This window comes from Paenibacillus guangzhouensis, assembly GCF_009363075.1.
Classification (GTDB): Bacteria; Bacillota; Bacilli; order Paenibacillales; family Paenibacillaceae; genus Paenibacillus_K; species Paenibacillus_K guangzhouensis.
On record NZ_CP045293.1, the window covers coordinates 1,384,958 to 1,402,571 of the forward strand.

Consider the following 17,614-nt stretch of genomic DNA (forward strand, 5'->3'; position numbering starts at 1 on the left):
CCATGAACTCATCATCGATTCACTTGCTGGCGTCGGGAAATTCGCTTGGCGCATACATCCCTGCGATGCATTTGTACACGTACCTGCAGGACAGAGGCATCGACACTGACGTGCATGTCCTGGAGAACTTGTACCACGAAGAGGTCCGGAACAAAATCAGGTCCACCAAACGAGCATTCCACGCCAATTTCGCCGTGGCTCTGATGGGTCATAAGCTGGCCAAGCCTGTGGACGCATCGCTGGATGAGGCGGCAGTTCGGGACATGTTGCACGCTTGGAAGCGGGATGGTGCCTCCCAATTCGCCGTATTTACCGGCTTCTGGCTGCCGATCCTGGAGCGTTATAAGGAAGTGGCCGACAACCCTCTGGATATTCGGCTGATTCGGATGGATGCGTGGGATACGCCATCGTTCAAGGTACATAAGGAAGTGTACCCGCGTTATGACAACGTCTGGTGCTATGCGCCTACGAAGCGGACGCCAGCCTTCTACATGGCTTCGGACGAAGCTGAGCCGCTGCCTTATGCGCAGCGCGCCGGACGCGTATTGATTCACGGCGGAGGGTGGGGAATCGGCACGTATGCGGGGACGATCCGCGAACTTTGCGAAGCAGGACGCCAGCTTGACGTGATCGTTTATGATCCAGCCGAGGTAGAGGAGGACGATGGGGCGACGCGCTACTATGGAACGGAACCCTCTTGGGACCCGTGGAGCCGGGACGAGCAAGGGCGGCATACGTTCCCGCCGATGGTCCGTTATCTACGCAAGGATGGCGTACTCCAAACGTATCCCATGGAGGATTATGCCGCGTATACGGATCTGCTGCGCAATTGCGCAGCGGTCATCAGCAAGCCGGGAGGAGCGACCCTCAATGACTCATTGGCGTTCGGCATTCCTTTCGTCATGTTGGAACCGTTCGGCGACCATGAGTTTCATAACGCCGCCTATTGGGAAGCTTGTGGTTTTGGTATCCGCTATGCAGATTGGAAGGCCGGGGATTTCTCGGAACGATTACTTGAGGAGATTTGCAGTCGTCTACTGGAGACGCGCACGACGATCAGCCATTATGGGAGGAATACCTATGCAGCCGAAAACAGCAGTTACGTTTGACCAACTGACATTCCGCAATATGAAAAGAACCCTGATTCCGCTAGCGGAAACAGGAAGGAAACGCCGGGAAGATCCGGCTTATGCGGCACCTGTGCCATACGAGATCGGGATCAAGCTTAACAATGGCTGCAACCTGCGCTGCAAACATTGCTTCGAGTGGAACCCGGAGGGCTTCCATCACGGGTTCGCCAAGGAAGTGAAGAACGACGAGATCGACATTCCGATCGTGGAGAAACTACTAGCTGAGACGCGAGAACGCAAGTCGCGCGTGTTCCTGTGGGGCGGGGAGCCGTTGTTCTACTCCAAGTTCGATGAACTGGCAGAGCTGCTAGCTCGAGAAGAACGGTACACGACGATTTGTACGAATGCGATTCTCATTGAACAGAAGCTGGATGCCATTCTGAAAATGTCGGAGAACTTGGTCATGCTGATCAGTCTGGAAGGCTTCGAGCAAGAGAACGACGCGATTCGGGGTAAAGGCACATTCAAGAAAGTTATCCATTCCATTCAATTGCTGCTCGATTTGCAGAAGCAGGGTATATATAAAGGCAAAGTATCCATCGCGCTGACGGTCAATGACCAGATGGTCGGCCAGCTCTACAGCTTCATGGAATTTTTCGAAGGTATGGGCGTCGATTCCGTGTATTTCTGTTTCCCTTGGTATATCCCTTCCGATACGGCGGAGAAAATGGACGTTTACTTCGATACCCATTTCCCGCACCTTGCCTCTCGTTTCGCAGATCATCACAAGAATAGCTGGCACTCTTTCACGTTCCATATCTCGCCGGATCGTTTTGACACATTGATCGAAGAGTTGAACCGCGTCAATTCCCGCGTCTGGAACGTTCGCGTCCGCTATCAGCCCGCGCTGGAGCCCGAAGAGGTGGAAGGGTTCATCCGAGGCAGCGAGAAGCCGGCGATGAATCGCACACAGTGTTTTTCGATCTCGAACCGGATGGACGTCATGCCGGACGGCGCAGTCAATCCGTGCAAATTTTTCCCGGAATTCAGCGTCGGCAATTTGCATGAAGACAGTGTGGCGGATATTTTCCATGGCGATGATCTTCGCAAGCAGCGCGAGGTACTGGCCTGCGGCCTGATGCCGATTTGTTCGAAATGCGTGCTGCTATACAACAATGGAGTTTAAGCGTTTAAACATTTGGCGCCTAAATTAACAACAGAGGTATACGTATAGGAGGAGCAAGGGTGGACTATATCCATGTGCGGGAGCTGCACAAAACGTTCGTGTATTACCGGAAGCAAGCAGGCCTCAAACATTCGCTGAAAAATTTATTCGCCCGCAAGTCGCTGTTGAAGGAAGCGGTCAAATCCGTCTCCTTCGACATCGGCCCCGGCGAGTGCGTCGGATTTCTCGGGCCCAATGGGGCAGGGAAGACCACGACGCTCAAAATGCTGTCGGGCATCCTGTATCCTACGAGCGGGGATGTGCAAGTGCTCGGTTATGTGCCGTGGGAGCGGAAGAATGACTTCAAACGGTTGTTCTCGATCGTCATGGGCCAGAAAAACCAGCTGTGGTGGGATCTTCCCGCGAGCGAGTCGATTTATTTGAATAAATGCATTTATGACATCGACGATGATCTCTACCGACGGAATCTTGCCGAACTATCGGAGATGCTCGAAGTGCAGGATTTATTGGACGTGCAGGTACGCCGACTGTCTCTTGGCGAACGCATGAAAATGGAGTTGATCGCAGCGCTGATCCATCGGCCCCGGCTGCTATATCTCGATGAGCCTACGATCGGCCTGGATTTTCCTTCCCAGAAGAAAGTCAGGGCGTTTCTGAAGTACTACAATGAGCAATACGGTGCGACGATGCTGCTCACGAGCCACTATATGAAGGACGTGGAGGACCTGTGCAAGCGAACGATCATCATTCATGACGGAAGCCTAGTGTATGACGGGGATCTTCACCGCATCAACGATTTATTTGGCGAGCAGAAAATTATTCGGCTGAAGTTCTCCGAACCTGTCGCCGAGAGCCGATTAGCCAAGTTCGGAAAAATCGTATCGATAGACGAATACAACGCTGTGCTGGAGCTGCCGAAATACCGTCTGAAGGAAGTGTCGCGAGCCGTGCTAGATTCTTTTCCAATTCTGGACTGGACGATCGAGGACGTACCGATCGAGGAGAGCATCTCGATGCTCTACGGCAAGGAACCCGTCGGAGCGTTCATCGGATGAATAGACGTAGATTATATTCAGCCGTATTTTCGATGGGAGTCCAGCATTCGATGGAATATCGGCTTCACTTCTTCCTTGGCCTGCTCGGCGCCTCGTTCCCGATCCTTGTTCAATATTTCATCTGGACGGCGGTCTATCGTCATTCAGGTCAGTCGGCGCTGTTCTCTTATTCGTACAGCCAGATCATTCTGTATACGATCCTGGCAGGGTTGGTGTCCAAGCTGATTGCCACCCAGTTCGAACATCAGATTGCCGACGATATCAAGAATGGCGGACTGAACAAGTATCTGATCAAACCGGTCAGTTATTTCGGCTATCGGCTGGTAACCTTTCTCGGACAAAAAGCGATCTATTACGGCATGACGGCTGTGTTGCTCGTCGTGATCATCTGGATTGCGTCGATCAGGGGCGTGCTCGATCCCCAGATGACGAGGCTCATCTTGTTCGCTATGACGCTATGGGGGGCGCTCATCCTCAATTTCTTGATCGCCTATTGCATCTGTGCGAGCGCGTTCTATCTGCATGAGATTTCGTATTTTTTCGTCATTTCGAGTCTGCTCGTTAACATTTTGAGCGGCGGCATGTTCCCGCTGGAGATCTTCGGGGAGCTGGTTGTGAAGGCACTTCAGTTCACGCCTTTTCCATACACTATTTATTTTCCAGTGAACATTCTCAGCGGCAAAATGGAAGCGGCGGCAATGTATCAAGGGCTTCTCTGGCAGTGCGGGTGGATTGGGCTATTCTTCTGGTTATCCCGGCTGACGTGGCGCGTGGCCATGAAGAAATATTCGGCGGTTGGGGGGTAGCGGAGACGATATATGTTGAAGACCGTGAGGAAATACATGCGCCTATACGGCATATTCATCAAAAATTGCCTCATCGCTCAGATGGAATTTCGCGGTAATTTCATCATGAGCATCCTTGTGGAATCCGTCTACCTTCTCGCGAAGATGTTATACGTGCTCGTCGTGTTCCGTACCGACCTTCATGTGGAGGGCATCCCTCCGGAGGGACTGCTTCTCTTCATCGGCATGCACACGGTCGCGACGGGCATTTATGTCGGCTTGTTTTTTACGAATTTCATGAAAATTCCTGAATACATCAAAGACGGTTCACTGGATATTCTGCTGACGAAGCCGGTGTCGCTCCAATTCATGGCATCCTTGCGTTACGTCGATCTGGCGCTGCCTATTCCTGATATTCTGGTCGGTTTTGTGATGATCGTGATCGGCTGGCATGCCATGGCTATTCCATTGTCATTCCTGCAGCTGATTGGCTTTGCCTTGCTGCTGCTCGTCTCCGTCGTGATTACCTATTGCGTGATGATTATCCCAGCACTGCTGTCGTTTCTGTTCGTCCAGACGGGCTCCGTGTCAGAGATTGCCCACGCCGTCTGGGACGCCAACAATTTTCCGATGGCGATTTATCCGTCTTGGGTTCGCCGCATCGGTACCTTTGTCATTCCTCTATTCCTGATTACTAATTTTGGGCCGATGTTTCTGCTTGGGCAGATCAACTGGCTCCATGTAGGCTATGCGATGGCTGGTTCGGCGATGTTATTCGCAGCCGTTCGGCTGCTCTGGAAGCATGCCGTGAAGTCATACGCCAGCGCGAGCAGCTAAGGCGGCGCTTGTGCAATATATCATGGATCGGAAGTTCGAATCTACACTTGGAAAAGGAAGTGATCACGCATGCCGGATATTGAGACAACGCAAGGCCGCAGCTCGTTCAATTGCGTATTTCAGGAGCCGAATCGGATCGAAGTGATCGAGGAGTCGGTGGCGGAACCTGGGCCAGGACAAATTTTGTGCGCAGCGAACCGATCGCTGATTAGCGCGGGGACGGAATTAGCTTGCTTGAAGGGGCGTTTCGACGAGGGAACGGTCTGGTCGACTTGGGTTCGGTACCCGTTCTATCCGGGATACTCCATGGCGGCACAAGTGCTGAAGGTCGGAGAAGGCGTGGACGGAATCCAGGCCGGTGACCGGATCATCTGCCCGGCCGGGCATCGTCAGTTCTTCCTCGCGGAAGCGAAGGATGCTGCGTTGATTCCCGATTGGATCCGAGATGAAGAAGCGGTATTCACGCAGATTGCGAAGGTAGCGCTGCTGGGAGTCCTGCGTGCGGAGCATGCCTTTGGTGAACGGGTGGGCGTCGTCGGTCTCGGGCTGATCGGCCAGCTGGTCATCCAATATCTGAATCGGAGTGGCGCCAGGCAGATTATCGCGATCGCGCCGGAGAGCCATCGGTTGGAGCTCGCCCGGAGGAACGGGGCGACGGATCTGTTGAATCTCCCGGTGGACGAAGCGTTCGAACCGATACAGGAACGGACCGGAGGCAAAATGCTGGATACGATTTACGATGTGACCGGATCTTACGCCGTGTTGTCATCTTGTACGCAGCTGACTCGTGATCTCGGCAAAGTCATCCTGCTCGGAGACTCGACAGAGCCGTCGAAGCAGAGCATCGGGCCGAAGGTCGTCTTCAATTCGGTCAGCATTCTGGGGATTCACGGCCGGATGATGGGAGGTTATCAAGGTTGGACGGAGACGGATATGAATTCGTATATCTTCGAGTCGATCCGTGACGGCAGACTAAATGTCGCGAGTCTCATCACCGAGACGGTGAGCCCGCTCGATGCAGACTCGGTCTATTCCCGACTCGCCGGGCGCAGGTCCGATGCCATGGGCGTATTGTTCGACTGGACACAATTGTAATGTCTGAGGAGGGACACGAATGAAAGCAATGCATGAGCTGACGCTGAAGGAGAAAATCGGCCAGCTGCTGATGGCTGGGTTCGAAGGCTTTGAGCCGGATGCGAATATATACGACATGCTGCAAAACCATTTCATCGGGGGAATCGTGTTATTCTCTCGTAATCTGGAATGTCCTGAGCAGGCCTTGGCTTTAACACAGCAGCTGCAGCGGATCGCGAAGGAGGCGACGGGCATCCCGCTCTGGATCGGAACGGATCAAGAGGGGGGAATGGTCGTCCGGATCAGGCAGGGTATTGCGCAGCTGCCCGCCGCGATGGCCATGGGAGCGGCGCGCAATCCCGAGCTGCTTTACGAAGCTGCCAAAGGAACAGCCGAAGAGCTGCGGCTTTTAGGGATCAATATGAATTTCGCGCCCGTGGTGGACATTAATGTCAATCCGCGAAATCCGATCATTGATGTCCGTTCGTTCGGCGACGATGCCGAACTTGTCTCTGAGCTCGGCATTGCCGCCATGCGCGGATTCCAGGATGGCGGTATCGTCTCCGCGATCAAGCACTTTCCCGGGCATGGCGACACGGAGACGGATTCCCACGCGGAGCTGCCGGTCGTGAGGCATAATCTAGATCGGCTACGTGCCGTGGAGCTTGTGCCGTTCCAGCGGGCGGCATCGGCCGGAGCGGAAGCCGTCATGACCGCTCATGTCGGCATTCCGCTGCTCACCGGAGGTGTCCCGATTCCGGCTACTGTATCTCGGGAAATTCTGACGGGACTGCTGCGTGAAGAACTCGGTTACGACGGGCTCATCTTAACCGATTGCATGGAGATGAACGCCGTCGCGCAAGGCATCGGCGTCGGGGAGGCCGTGGTCAAGGCCGTGTTGGCTGGGGCGGACCTGCTCCTCGTCAGCCATACGTACGCTAGCCAACTCGAAGCCGTGGCTTCGCTGGAACGCGCCGTGACGGACGGGCGACTGACCGAAGCGCGGATCGACGCTTCCGTCGCACGCCTTCTTCGCCTTAAGGAGCGCCGTCTCGGATCCATGCGGGAGCATAGTTGGGAAGAGACGCGGAACTTGCTGGAGCATCCGCGCACATGCCGGACGATCGAACGGCTTCGCGAGGCGAGTATTACGGCAATCAGCCGTGATCCGGACGATTGCCAGTTGTCTCCCGAGGTAGATACGCTCGTGCTCTGGCCGCAAATCACGGCCGCTTGTAAATCCGAGGATGATCCAGCACACGATGCCTCTCTCGGAAGTTTTCTGCGATCATTGATCTCGGCCAAGGTGACGGAACAGGTCTACGGGCGCAATCCGAGTCCTGAGGAGATCGAAGCCCTGGCCACCGAAGCAGAGGGATATGGACAGATCATCGCCGGCATTTTCCATACGTCGAGTCATCCCGGGCAGACAGCTTTGGTTCGCCGGTTGTTGGCGGGAGGGGGGAAAGTCATTCCGGTCTCCCTCCGAAACCCCGTTGATCTCGCTGCATTTCCGGAAGCGAGGGGCTGTCTCGCTTGTTACGAGCATCATCCGGATACGCTGCAGGCGTTATCCCGCGTTCTGATGGGGATCACGGAACCAATCGGCACACTTCCGGTGACGATTCCGATGCATGAGACAGAGAGGGGAGTAGCCGATGAACGCCGTTCAGCTTCCGCTGCAGGATCCGCCACTTAAAGGGTTTTTGCGATGGGCCTACACGCTATCGATCACCAGTGCCCATGAAGAGACGATTCCTTGGTATTACAGCAACTTCATCCAGTTGTCTTGCACCAAAAGGTTTCTTACGGACGGCAGACAGTACTTCCTTGATTTTTTCCGGGGCAAGCCGAATGAACTGAACTTCAATAACCCGTTTCTTCTCACCTGCTCCGTCAATTATACGATCATGGAGAGCTTGGTTTTAGACGACTGGCCGCAATTCATCGCGAATCAGATTCGTAGCGGTTACTATTGCGTCGTGTTTCTGGATGAGTCAAGGCTTTCACCGGCGGCTTCTTATCGGCAAGAACCGTTCCCTCATCACCTCTTTCTGTACGGTTTCGATGAGGACACTCGGGTATTCGATGTCTCCATGTTCGATCGTACGGGAGTTTACCGTAATATGCAGATTTCTTTCCAAGAGTTCCAGGATGCTGTCCAATCCATGCGACATCTTCTACAGGAGAAGATCACGGCCGACCATCATACGTATTTTTACAAATATGAACCGCATTCTCCTTATCCATTCGATAAGACGGCTGTAATCGATCAGCTGCAGGATTATTTGCACGGGGAGACCCATCTGAACCGGATCAACTACAACCCGGATGAAGGAGAAGCCTTCGGCATCAAGGTATACGACTATATGCAAATGTACTACGATGCCGTGGAGCATGGCGATACCCGCCTCAGATCTCGTAACGATGTAAGGCATTTGCATGTGCTATGGGAGCACAAAAAAATGATGAGTGAGCGGATCGAGTATCTGGTCGAGCAAGGGTTGATCTCCTACGATGAAGAGCTCGTGAAAGGGTACAAGGATCTGACCCAAAGGGCGCTAAAGCTCAGGGATCAATACATTCGCCATGAAATTAGGGAAGATCGGGAGATCTTTGCGCGGCTGCGGCTGCGGTTCGATCAATTCCGTGACGAAGAACCTGTCCTCCTGCAAAAACTGATCACGCTGCTCGAAAGCTGATTCATGCCCGGCCCGCTTCCCTTATGAAGCGGGCCGGATTGACGTTCCCGCAAACCAGCAAAGAAATCCCGCTGCGGGTAGAAACCTCTCGCAACCCCAAGATATGATTACCCCATTGATAATGAATCTCATTTACATTGTGCCGGCCAATGTGAGGATTCGCTTTACTTACAAAAAACAGGGGAAAGTAGTGGATGATTATGCGGGGGTTCAAATTTCTATCACGACTTATGCTGATTGCCTTATTGGGAATGACAGCGGCTTGCGGAACGCAACAGGAATCCGTCAGCAAACCGGCGGATAAGCCGGCAATCAAAGCGGAGGAGACACAAGCCTCAACCGACTATCCGAGAACGATCAAACATTTGAATGGCGAGACGGTCATCCCAGCCCGTCCCGTTAAAATCGCAACGCCGTATATCGCATTCGTCGATTACTTGGCTGTGTTGGACGAATATCCGATCGCGGCGCAAGGGATCGAGATCATCAAGCGGAATTTTCCGAATCTGAGCAAGCATATCGAAGGGAAAACGATCATGGATCTCGGCATGGAGGTGGACATGGAGAAATTATTGGCGGCCGGACCGGATGTGATTATCGCAGCCGACGATATGAAAGATCAATACGACCGGTTATCGCAGATTGCGCCGACCGTGATTTTCCCGCAGGCCGGGGATTGGCGAGAGACGCTCCAGCAGATCGCGGAAGTGATCGGCAAGGAGGATTACGCGAAGAACGTGTTAGCCGATTTCGATGCCAAATCCGAGGCGTACAAGCAGAAGCTGGCGTTCCGTCAAGACGAGTCCGTCATGTTCGCGATGTATAGCGGGAAGGAACAATTCATTACATGGCGGGATGGTCGGTTCGATCCCTTTTATGTCGGACTCGGACTGAAGCGAGTGGAAGAGGCGCAGCAAGACGGGCCATTAAGCTTGGAAAGCCTCGTTGCGCTGAATCCAGATCATCTGTTCATCATTAACAATTGGCAATTCCCCGTAGAGGGAGGCGTCATGAAGGCGCTCGCGGACAACAAAGTGTGGAACGGCCTGAAAGCTGTGGCGAACTATCATGTCTACGAATTGAAAGATCCTTCGCTTCCAGGTCCGATGGCGTTAGCCAAAATCGACGGCATCGAAGAAATCATGAAGGCACTTGGGAAGTAGAAGATCTCCGGATGGAGGAAAGAGGGATTCTGTCTGCTCTTACCGAAATGAACAAGAAAACCAATGTCAATTAGGTGGGATGCGTATGTCAGAGCTTAAGCAAAGGGGGAATCCTCCTTCAATTACATTTCCGTACATGAAGTCATTGTTGGAACGAATCGTATCATTGCGTGCGTTGCGCCTCGTGTCGTGGGATCTTCAACCACTAGGCAAAGCAAAAGAAGAGAGTTCGGTCTTTCGCGTATCCTGCTCCGTGCAAGACGACAACCATGTGGGAATCAGAAAAAACCTGATTCTAAAGACGTTAAAACCCGATGCGACGCGAAATCGTATCGATCATTATTATTATTGGAAACGTGAAGCGCTGGTCTATCGTTCAGGTATGTTACGGCAGCTTCCTCCCGTAATCCATGCGCCAGATTGTTACGCCGTGGATGAACACGTGGATGGAAGCGTGTGGATCTGGCTTGAAGATGTTGACGTTGACCCAATGACGAGCGATTGGGATCTCGATCGGATGCGTAGGATTGCCTATTTGCTAGGAAGGTTCAATGGCGATGATGTCCATGCAACTCGTCTTTCCAATGCGGATCTCGGCTTATGTCGGCAATGGATGCGTTCGTGGATTGCTGTCTGTATGGCGTACGCCCAGCCCGTGCAGGAACAACGCATGCGTTGGGAACGCCATGTCCAGCAGCAGGCGATGTGGGAGCGATATATTTTGCATCGAAGCCGAATAAATGACTTGCTGGATACTTTAGATCTACTGCCTCGCGGACTTGCCCATCAAGATGCGCACTGGGATAACATTTTTCTCGTTCAACGAAACGGTCATGAGGCACTCCTAGCGATGGACTGGCAATTCGCCAGTATTTCAGGCGTCGGTGAAGAACTTGGCAGATTATTCGGCTATGCCTTATTAAAGAAGAAAATTCCAATAGAACAGGTTGAAGATTACAAGGAAACGCTTTTTGTTTCCTATCTCCAGGGACTTCAAGCGTCAGGTTGGGTTGGCGACCCGAAGCTTGCTCGCTTCGGGTTTACGGCTACGGCTGCACTGAGATTTGTCATGGTCATCGACAAATTACTCGAGCGCTTGGAAGCTGGTGCTATTGCGAATCAAGTTGACGAGCACCGTCATTTATTGCAAGTTGCTGAGATTTTGCTGACGATGGCGGATGAGACATGGTCCCTTAGGGATGAAATCGTCAATAGGAATGAGAGCATCATCGGAATGGAATGAGGTAGGAAGAACAGGGCCTTGACGAGCACCCGTCAGGGCCCTATTCTTATGATGCAAGACTAAGCGTTACTTGATCGAACCTTTTTTGAGAAGCGTGGTCATTTATTCCATTTGTCACAAAAAATACATTGGATTTATTTTCCTGAATTGATTAGAATTTAAACATACCGTCTAGTCGGTATTTTGTGAAGGGTGAAAGGTGGGAGGTGGGACGTCTTGCGCCGAAGAGCATACGACGCCGAATTAACCAGAGCAAATATCATTACCGCAGCACGAGGCTTATTTGCGAATAAAGGCTATACCGCGACATCGATAGACGAGATTTGCGCTGTGACGGGATATAGCAAGGGAAGCTTGTACTATCATTTTAAGAGCAAGGAGGATCTCTTCGTTCAATTGGCCGAAGAAGCGTTCCTGCATTCTTGGGAGGCTTGGGACGAACGTTCGTCATCCTATGAGACCACGATAGATAAGCTCTACGCATATGCCGACTATTTCGTAGACACGCTAGAGAAGCCGCTGAACAAAGCGGGGGAAGATTTTATAGCCAAGGTTGGTCTAGAATCAGAGGTTGGTCAGAAATTTTTGGCGATCCTTATGGGATACCTTGCAAGATTTGAGACGTTGGTTGCGGAAGGGGTATCTAGCGGCGAATTCAGGCATGAAAATCCGAAAGAGCTGGCTTACATCCTTATGAGCTACTATTCAGGGCTAAGTGACAGTTATCGTATGATGGATAAGGCGGCGATGAAACAGTTGTACCGGAATGCAACTAGGTTAATACTCGAAGGCTTGGCAAATCCAGACCATGAGGTGAAACGATAATGGGGGCATACGCATTCATTGGAGAGCAAGAAGAAGGATATGTGAAATTCAGCGTCGTCATTCCAGCACATAACGAGGAGAAATATATTGGAAAATGCTTGGATTCGATCACCGAAGCGGCAGCAGCCTATCCTGGACAGGTTGAAGTCATTGTCGTGCTCAATCGTTGTGAAGACGGCACAGAGCAGATCGCAAGAGATTATAACTGCGTCATTGTAAAGAACGATATGAAGAATCTATCCCAAATCCGCAATGCGGGCGCGAGTATGGCTCGGGGCGAGATCCTCGTGACGATCGATGCGGACAGCCGGATGACGGCGAAGATGTTATCAGAGATGGATCGTCATCTGGAGACCGGATTATATATTGGCGGAGGGGTTAGTGCTAAATTCGAACGGGTGTCGTTAGGAATCATCGTATCGACGATCATGTTGATCATTCCTCTGTTGTTCAAATACGGGGCGATCTCCGTGGGCATCTTCTGGTGTTATAAGCGGGATTTCGATGCGATCGGTGGTTTCAACGATCAGATTCTGATGGCGGAAGATGCTGATTTTGCACTGCGTCTAAAACAATGGGGGCGTCAAAACGGGAAGAAATACGGCACGATCAAGAAAGCGCAAATGATTACCTCTTGCCGCAAATTCGATCAAGGCGGCGACTGGATCCTAGTAAAGCGTCCGCAATTGATTATGGCTTACTTAAAAGGGACAGACCGGAAATATGCCGATGAAGCCTATTACGAGGATCAAGTTCGATAGAAGATAGAGAAGCAGGCCGCCATCGACCGGTGGTTTAGAAGGAGTCAACGTTTTATATAAGTCGTTAAACGCCAGATGCCGCCTAGATGAAGGCGGCATCGTTGTATAGGCGGCGTGATAAGTACACGCCATGACTCGATATATGATTACCCTGTAATATCCCGACGCAGCGTGATCAGGTCTTTGAGCGCTTCCGTCGAGAGCTCGGTGATCCAGTTGTCCGAGCTCGTAATGACTTGGTCGCTTAACGCTTGCTTGTGATCCAGCATCTCGTCGATCCGTTCCTCCAAGCTGCCGATCGTAATGAATTTGTGTACCTCGACGTCGCGCGTCTGTCCCATGCGGTAGGCACGGTCCGTCGCCTGGTTCTCCACGGCCGGATTCCACCAGCGGTCGAAGTGAAACACATGGTTGGCCGCCGTTAAGTTCAGTCCGACCCCGCCAGCCTTGAGCGAGAGGATGAAGACATGCGGTTGGTCCGTAGCGGGCAGGTCATCAGATTGGAATTGTTCTATCATCCGGTCTCGCGCAGCCTTGGGCGTTCCGCCATGGAGATAGAGCACGGGCTCTTGTAGTATCGCTGTGAGGACGCGCTTCAGCAGCCGGCCCATCCCGATGTACTGGGTGAAGATCAGACAACGATCACCCGATTCCCGCAGTTCCTTCACCATCTCGACCAAGCGCTCCAGCTTCGAGGAACGTGCAATGATCGATTCCATATCCATTGTCGCATCGCCCTCCATTTCGCTATCCGCCTTCGTTGCGTCTTCTTTCATCAGAAGAGCGGGATGATCGCACAGCTGCTTGAGTTGTGTGAGTGCGGCGAGAATCGCGCCCTTCCGTTCAATACCCTCCAACTCTTTCATACTCTCCATCAGCTGATGAACCGTCTGATCGTACAGCGCGCCTTGTTCTGCCGTAAGATGGACGTAGGTTTTCATTTCGTTTTTGTCCGGCAGGTCAAGCTGGATCGCGGGATCTTTCTTCTTGCGCCGCAGCATAAACGGCTTGACCAGCTTCTGCAGCTCGGCTGTCTGCGCGATGTCGCGTTCCCTCTCGACAGCCACATTGAACTGGTGTTGGAAGCTGCGCAACGTACCGAAGTAGCCTGGATTCATGAAATCGTAGAGCGACCACAATTCGGAGAGGTTGTTCTCGATTGGCGTACCCGTCATTACAATGCGATGCTGCGCTTCGAGCCGGCGGACCGCTTGCGATTGCCTCGTCTGGGCGTTCTTAATGTTTTGCGCTTCGTCCAGACAGACGGATGCCCACGTATACGGCTCGAGCACCTCGACGTCTAACGCAGCCGTTGCGTACGTCGTAAGCACGATGTCGGCCTGCTTCGCTTCATCAGCAAAGCGGGAATCGCTCAGCCGATGAGCGCCATAATGAACCAGCACGTTCAGCGTAGGAGCGAATCGCCGTAGCTCCTTCTGCCAATTGCCGAGAACGGACGTTGGGCAGATGAGCAGGGAAGGGAAGCGATCTTCTTGCGGAGCTGCGGCAGCCAATTCTAGCACATGCAGCAAATAGGCGATGAATTGCACGGTTTTGCCAAGACCCATATCGTCGGCAAGACAAGCCCCAAAGCCGAAGCGCCGCAGAAACGCAAGCCAGGCAAAGCCTTCTTGCTGATAGGTGCGTAGCTCTGCTTGCAGTGCTGCAGGAATGGCCGGTGCCGGGCATTCTCCCGGCTGTTGCAATTGTCCGATCAATTCTTGCAGTTGCGCGTTCAGCTGCACCTCAAGCTTAATTTGCTCCTCTGGACTTACTGTTTCTACTGCATTCGCGGACGGCTGAGCATAGGCGCGATCCTGCAATAAGTGGATCTGCAGAATCGTCTGAAGCGGCATCCCTCGCCGCTGATCCGCGCTACGCATCGCCTGCCGAATTTGTGCGAGCAGTGCCGTATCCATTACAATCCATTGCCCGCGGAATTGAATCAGCCGCTCGCCTCGCGCGGCAAGTTCCGCGAATTCCTGCTCGCTCAGTTCCATGTCGCCAATCGCGATCCGCCAGTCGAAATCGACCAGTGTCTTCAGACCGAATAACGAAGGTCTTGCGTCGTTAGGCGCTGATTGGACCATGGCGCGTACTCGCGGTCGCTTGCGGCGAGCTTCCTCCCACCAAGCGGGCAGCAGCACCTGCCATCCGGCGTCGAGCAGACGATGGCTGCTCGACGTGAGAAATTGCCAAGCGTCATCATCGGATAACGCTTGGCCTAAGATCTGATCCGGCTGTCGGTCGAACTGATCTTCCGTCAGTACGGCACTTAAACGGCAGAGCCAAGCACTGGATCGTTCGCGAATAATGTGTGTCCATGCTTCGGGCCATTCACCGTGTGCCTGGCCATCTTCCGCGAGCTGAACCGGAATGAGGAGCGACGGATCTTGCTTGTCCTGCAGCATGAGCTGAAGTCGCCATGCGGGCTCGTCATCCCCCGGCTCAATTAACTGTAGGAGAGGGCGGAAAGGTGTCGTATCCGGTTTCCATCCGATACGGATAAGCCACTCGTCTTCATGGTTGGCCGCTTCATGCGCGGCAGGTTCGGCAAATAACAGCGGATATTCTCTTCGCAAATCGGTTAGTTCAGTTTCGTCTCTATAATGCCGCTGAAATACGGTTTGAGAGAATGTCGCCATCAATCCGTTCAGCAACAGAGAATCCGTATCAACCATAGATTTCAATGCGATGCGGCTGGCTTCCTCCATTTCGCCATTCTCCCATTCCCACTGCAGCCTGCCTGCTTGATGCGAGGTCAGACTAGGTACATACTGCCTTGCATCGATCATCGCAGATAGAGTGGGGGCCAGCTTGATGAGAGCGGGTGCATCGCCCTCCCAGTGCCATGACACGTGCTGCAGCACCCGGAGCTGCGCAAAGAAAGATAGCACATATTCGGCAGGTAGTTCCACGAACTCTAGATCTTGGGTCACTCGCGTCGTTAAGGTCGTCCCGTAGAAGGACGGTTCATGATAGGCGAATAGCCGATCTTTCAGTGAACCACTCGACATAACCTCGTATTTGTTCGAGTAACCATGAATTAGCGCATCACCGCCATCATTTATTTTAACGTGAATGGTCAGTGTATTTACTTCTGAGCTAGCATTCATAGCAGTAGATTTCCTTTCTGAAGCTCCTGTTGCAGGGCACGAAGACGGCTGTGGCGTGCAATGAACCCCTCGAGAAACAGCATCCACCGCTCCTCTTGCTTCATTTTCTTATACATTCTGAACAATCGCTTGAGCAATTTCACCGCTAATTTGTAGCTGTCCCGGTTTTTCTGCTGCACATAGCGTTCCACGGCTTGGTGATAGAAGGGAAGAAGGGCTTCCGGCGCGTTCTTCTCAATCGGTGCAAGCGTCGTAGCTCTGAACTCGAGCGGCTCGCCTCCCGTAGTCAGCTGATAATCGATCCATTGCTCCCATTTTCCGTAGGCCAAGAGCGTCTCTTGGTAGTAGGTTTGAGAGAAAGGCAGCATCTTCGCCAATGTCTCGAACAGAAGAGGCTCCGAATCTGGTGATTGCCCCAGCATCCCATTCCAGTAGTCTAGGTATTGCGACTGAAACTGCTCGTTGTGATATTTACGCAGCATAGGTCCTGTCGCGACCAGCCACGACGTGAGCCGCGGCCAATCTTTGGCTTCATAGAGAGGTTCGAAGAAAGGCGTAAGATGCGACGTTGCGAGAAATACCGTGCGGCTCATTTCGCGCAGCATCTCCCAAGCTTCTTGATCCCGGGCCAGATAGAAGAGCATAAAAGTTTTGAAATACAGCCATGGGTAAGGCTGCGAACGTCCACTGTTCGCTTGAATCGAAGCGTTAAGCGCGCTTAACTCTTCAATATACGGCCGCGTATCGGACATATTTGGACGGAGCCAATCCTGCCACAATTGATGGTAAATCTGTATCATGATCTCGTTCTGCGGATGGCTGCGGATGAGCTGTCGAACAGCTTCCAGTGTCTCCATGATCCGCATCCGTGCGCGTTTATCTTCTTTTGTCAGCGATATACCTTGTCCAAGCAATGAGTGAATCATATCCATCGCGTCTTCACGTGCCAGCCGGGTTTTGTAACCGGCACCATACTCTGATGGACCACTGGATTGCGTAATTTTACCCAATAAGTAAATATACGCGTTCAGGAGATAAATGCGATCAAGCGGAGGCGGCAGCTTCGGGTTCATTGCATTCATGGCCGTCAGATTGGACTTCAAATACACTTCGTGCCGAATGACACTTGCGAACGGTGTTACGTAATCGTTCCATAACGCGTGCCATTCGGAGACGTTCATGGTACGAATATCTGCCTCGATTTTCCGTTGTTCGAGTGGTTCCACGGCAGCAGGAACCGGTTTGCGAGGCAGATTCGCCGATCTTTTTCCTTTCAGTTCCCATAGAATTTTGGCATTAATGATCTGGTGGGTCGACCGGCCTTGCCGATCTGCATACCATAGCAATGCGGCGATCAGATGCCTGCAGTTCCGACGCATTGGACAGCTGCAGCGGCTGGCGGATAGATCCTTGAGGTTAACCTTAACGTGGTAAATTTCTTTACCCTTCACGTCCGCTTCGATCTGATGGCTCTGAGGCATAGCAATCGATCGGATGCGATTTTGCTTATAATATTGAAAACCTCGTTTAAGCGTAACGTCTTGAACATGCTCGCCGATGTAGGCTAGAAGTTCATTCCATTCCGCATCAGGGATAGGATGAATGACTTGCATGGTCTATAATTCTCCCGATAAATATGACGTATGGTTATTATACCAGTTATTGCGGAAGAGAAGGCAGGGCTTCCGGTTAAATTAAGGAGACAGGCTGCAATTGCTTGTGTATGGGGCGGAGTAAAGCATCGAACTGGAAGGATAAGGTTTATGATCTGTGGAATATATCATTAGCAAGAAAAAT

14 protein-coding genes are annotated in these 17,614 nt (G+C 52.3%); 12 read left to right on the plus strand and 2 right to left on the minus strand.

Translation table 11 applies throughout. The features are described from left to right. The first annotated feature begins 2 nt into the window (after positions 1-2). The 12 genes from GCU39_RS06170 (at position 3) to GCU39_RS06225 (ending at position 12,701) form a co-directional block, all read left to right on the plus strand. On the plus strand, positions 3-1,109 hold the full coding sequence (locus GCU39_RS06170) for a hypothetical protein (RefSeq protein ID WP_152392708.1): 1,107 nt from the start codon (positions 3-5) through the stop codon (positions 1,107-1,109). Beyond that, a complete protein-coding gene (locus GCU39_RS06175; RefSeq protein ID WP_152392709.1) occupies positions 1,081-2,256 on the plus strand; it encodes a radical SAM protein in 1,176 nt (391 codons plus the stop codon). The genes GCU39_RS06170 and GCU39_RS06175 overlap by 29 nt, the downstream gene beginning before the upstream one ends. 59 nt (positions 2,257-2,315) lie before the next feature. Then, positions 2,316-3,311 (plus strand): ABC transporter ATP-binding protein, encoded by a 996-nt coding sequence (locus GCU39_RS06180; protein WP_152392710.1) that lies wholly within the window; start codon positions 2,316-2,318, stop codon positions 3,309-3,311. Continuing rightward, positions 3,308-4,117: an ABC transporter permease gene (locus tag GCU39_RS06185; RefSeq protein WP_152392711.1), complete on the plus strand. Its 810-nt coding sequence runs from the start codon at positions 3,308-3,310 to the stop codon at positions 4,115-4,117. Before GCU39_RS06180 ends, GCU39_RS06185 begins: the two co-directional genes overlap by 4 nt. 12 nt (positions 4,118-4,129) lie before the next feature. After that, a complete protein-coding gene (locus GCU39_RS06190) occupies positions 4,130-4,933 on the plus strand; it encodes an ABC transporter permease (RefSeq protein ID WP_152392712.1) in 804 nt (267 codons plus the stop codon). Positions 4,934-5,002: 69 nt separating this feature from the next. Further along, positions 5,003-6,028 carry a zinc-dependent alcohol dehydrogenase gene (locus tag GCU39_RS06195; protein WP_152392713.1) on the plus strand — a complete coding sequence of 342 codons (1,026 nt, stop codon included), beginning with the start codon at positions 5,003-5,005 and terminating at the stop codon, positions 6,026-6,028. Between the two features lie 19 nt (positions 6,029-6,047). Next, positions 6,048-7,706 (plus strand): glycoside hydrolase family 3 protein, encoded by a 1,659-nt coding sequence (locus tag GCU39_RS06200; RefSeq protein WP_152392714.1) that lies wholly within the window; start codon positions 6,048-6,050, stop codon positions 7,704-7,706. Further along, on the plus strand, positions 7,666-8,709 hold the full coding sequence (locus tag GCU39_RS06205) for a hypothetical protein (protein ID WP_152392715.1): 1,044 nt from the start codon (positions 7,666-7,668) through the stop codon (positions 8,707-8,709). Before GCU39_RS06200 ends, GCU39_RS06205 begins: the two co-directional genes overlap by 41 nt. A 200-nt stretch (positions 8,710-8,909) precedes the next feature. After that, positions 8,910-9,872: an ABC transporter substrate-binding protein gene (locus tag GCU39_RS06210; protein ID WP_152397109.1), complete on the plus strand. Its 963-nt coding sequence runs from the start codon at positions 8,910-8,912 to the stop codon at positions 9,870-9,872. A gap of 136 nt (positions 9,873-10,008) precedes the next feature. Then, positions 10,009-11,115, plus strand: a complete 1,107-nt coding sequence (locus tag GCU39_RS06215) for an aminoglycoside phosphotransferase family protein (RefSeq protein WP_152392716.1) — start codon at positions 10,009-10,011, stop codon at positions 11,113-11,115. A gap of 216 nt (positions 11,116-11,331) precedes the next feature. Continuing rightward, on the plus strand, positions 11,332-11,940 hold the full coding sequence (locus GCU39_RS06220) for a TetR/AcrR family transcriptional regulator (RefSeq protein ID WP_152392717.1): 609 nt from the start codon (positions 11,332-11,334) through the stop codon (positions 11,938-11,940). After that, complete coding sequence (locus GCU39_RS06225) at positions 11,940-12,701, plus strand: glycosyltransferase (RefSeq protein WP_152392718.1); 762 nt, start codon at positions 11,940-11,942, stop codon at positions 12,699-12,701. The genes GCU39_RS06220 and GCU39_RS06225 overlap by 1 nt, the downstream gene beginning before the upstream one ends. Before the next feature lie 146 nt (positions 12,702-12,847). On the opposite strand, the gene GCU39_RS06230 is transcribed toward GCU39_RS06225, so the two are convergent. Both GCU39_RS06230 and GCU39_RS06235 read right to left on the minus strand, forming a co-directional pair. Next, positions 12,848-15,817 (minus strand): DEAD/DEAH box helicase, encoded by a 2,970-nt coding sequence (locus tag GCU39_RS06230; protein WP_152392719.1) that lies wholly within the window; start codon positions 15,815-15,817, stop codon positions 12,848-12,850. Next, on the minus strand, positions 15,814-17,430 hold the full coding sequence (locus GCU39_RS06235; RefSeq protein WP_152392720.1) for an SWIM zinc finger family protein: 1,617 nt from the start codon (positions 17,428-17,430) through the stop codon (positions 15,814-15,816). The genes GCU39_RS06230 and GCU39_RS06235 overlap by 4 nt, the downstream gene beginning before the upstream one ends. Between the last annotated feature and the right edge of the window lie 184 nt (positions 17,431-17,614).

Bases quoted from the DNA above. Each gene is read 5' to 3' on its own strand.
- GCU39_RS06210 (WP_152397109.1), top strand. From the start codon at position 8,910: ATGCGGGGGTTCAAATTTCTATCACGACTTATGCTGATTGCCTTATTG.
- GCU39_RS06215 (WP_152392716.1), top strand. From the start codon at position 10,009: ATGAAGTCATTGTTGGAACGAATCGTATCATTGCGTGCGTTGCGCCTC.
- GCU39_RS06195 (WP_152392713.1), top strand. From the start codon at position 5,003: ATGCCGGATATTGAGACAACGCAAGGCCGCAGCTCGTTCAATTGCGTA.
- GCU39_RS06230 (WP_152392719.1), bottom strand. From the start codon at position 15,817: ATGAATGCTAGCTCAGAAGTAAATACACTGACCATTCACGTTAAAATA.
- GCU39_RS06225 (WP_152392718.1), top strand. From the start codon at position 11,940: ATGGGGGCATACGCATTCATTGGAGAGCAAGAAGAAGGATATGTGAAA.
- GCU39_RS06205 (WP_152392715.1), top strand. From the start codon at position 7,666: ATGAACGCCGTTCAGCTTCCGCTGCAGGATCCGCCACTTAAAGGGTTT.
- GCU39_RS06175 (WP_152392709.1), top strand. From the start codon at position 1,081: ATGCAGCCGAAAACAGCAGTTACGTTTGACCAACTGACATTCCGCAAT.
- GCU39_RS06170 (WP_152392708.1), top strand. From the start codon at position 3: ATGAACTCATCATCGATTCACTTGCTGGCGTCGGGAAATTCGCTTGGC.
- GCU39_RS06190 (WP_152392712.1), top strand. From the start codon at position 4,130: ATGTTGAAGACCGTGAGGAAATACATGCGCCTATACGGCATATTCATC.
- GCU39_RS06235 (WP_152392720.1), bottom strand. From the start codon at position 17,430: ATGCAAGTCATTCATCCTATCCCTGATGCGGAATGGAATGAACTTCTA.
- GCU39_RS06200 (WP_152392714.1), top strand. From the start codon at position 6,048: ATGAAAGCAATGCATGAGCTGACGCTGAAGGAGAAAATCGGCCAGCTG.
- GCU39_RS06185 (WP_152392711.1), top strand. From the start codon at position 3,308: ATGAATAGACGTAGATTATATTCAGCCGTATTTTCGATGGGAGTCCAG.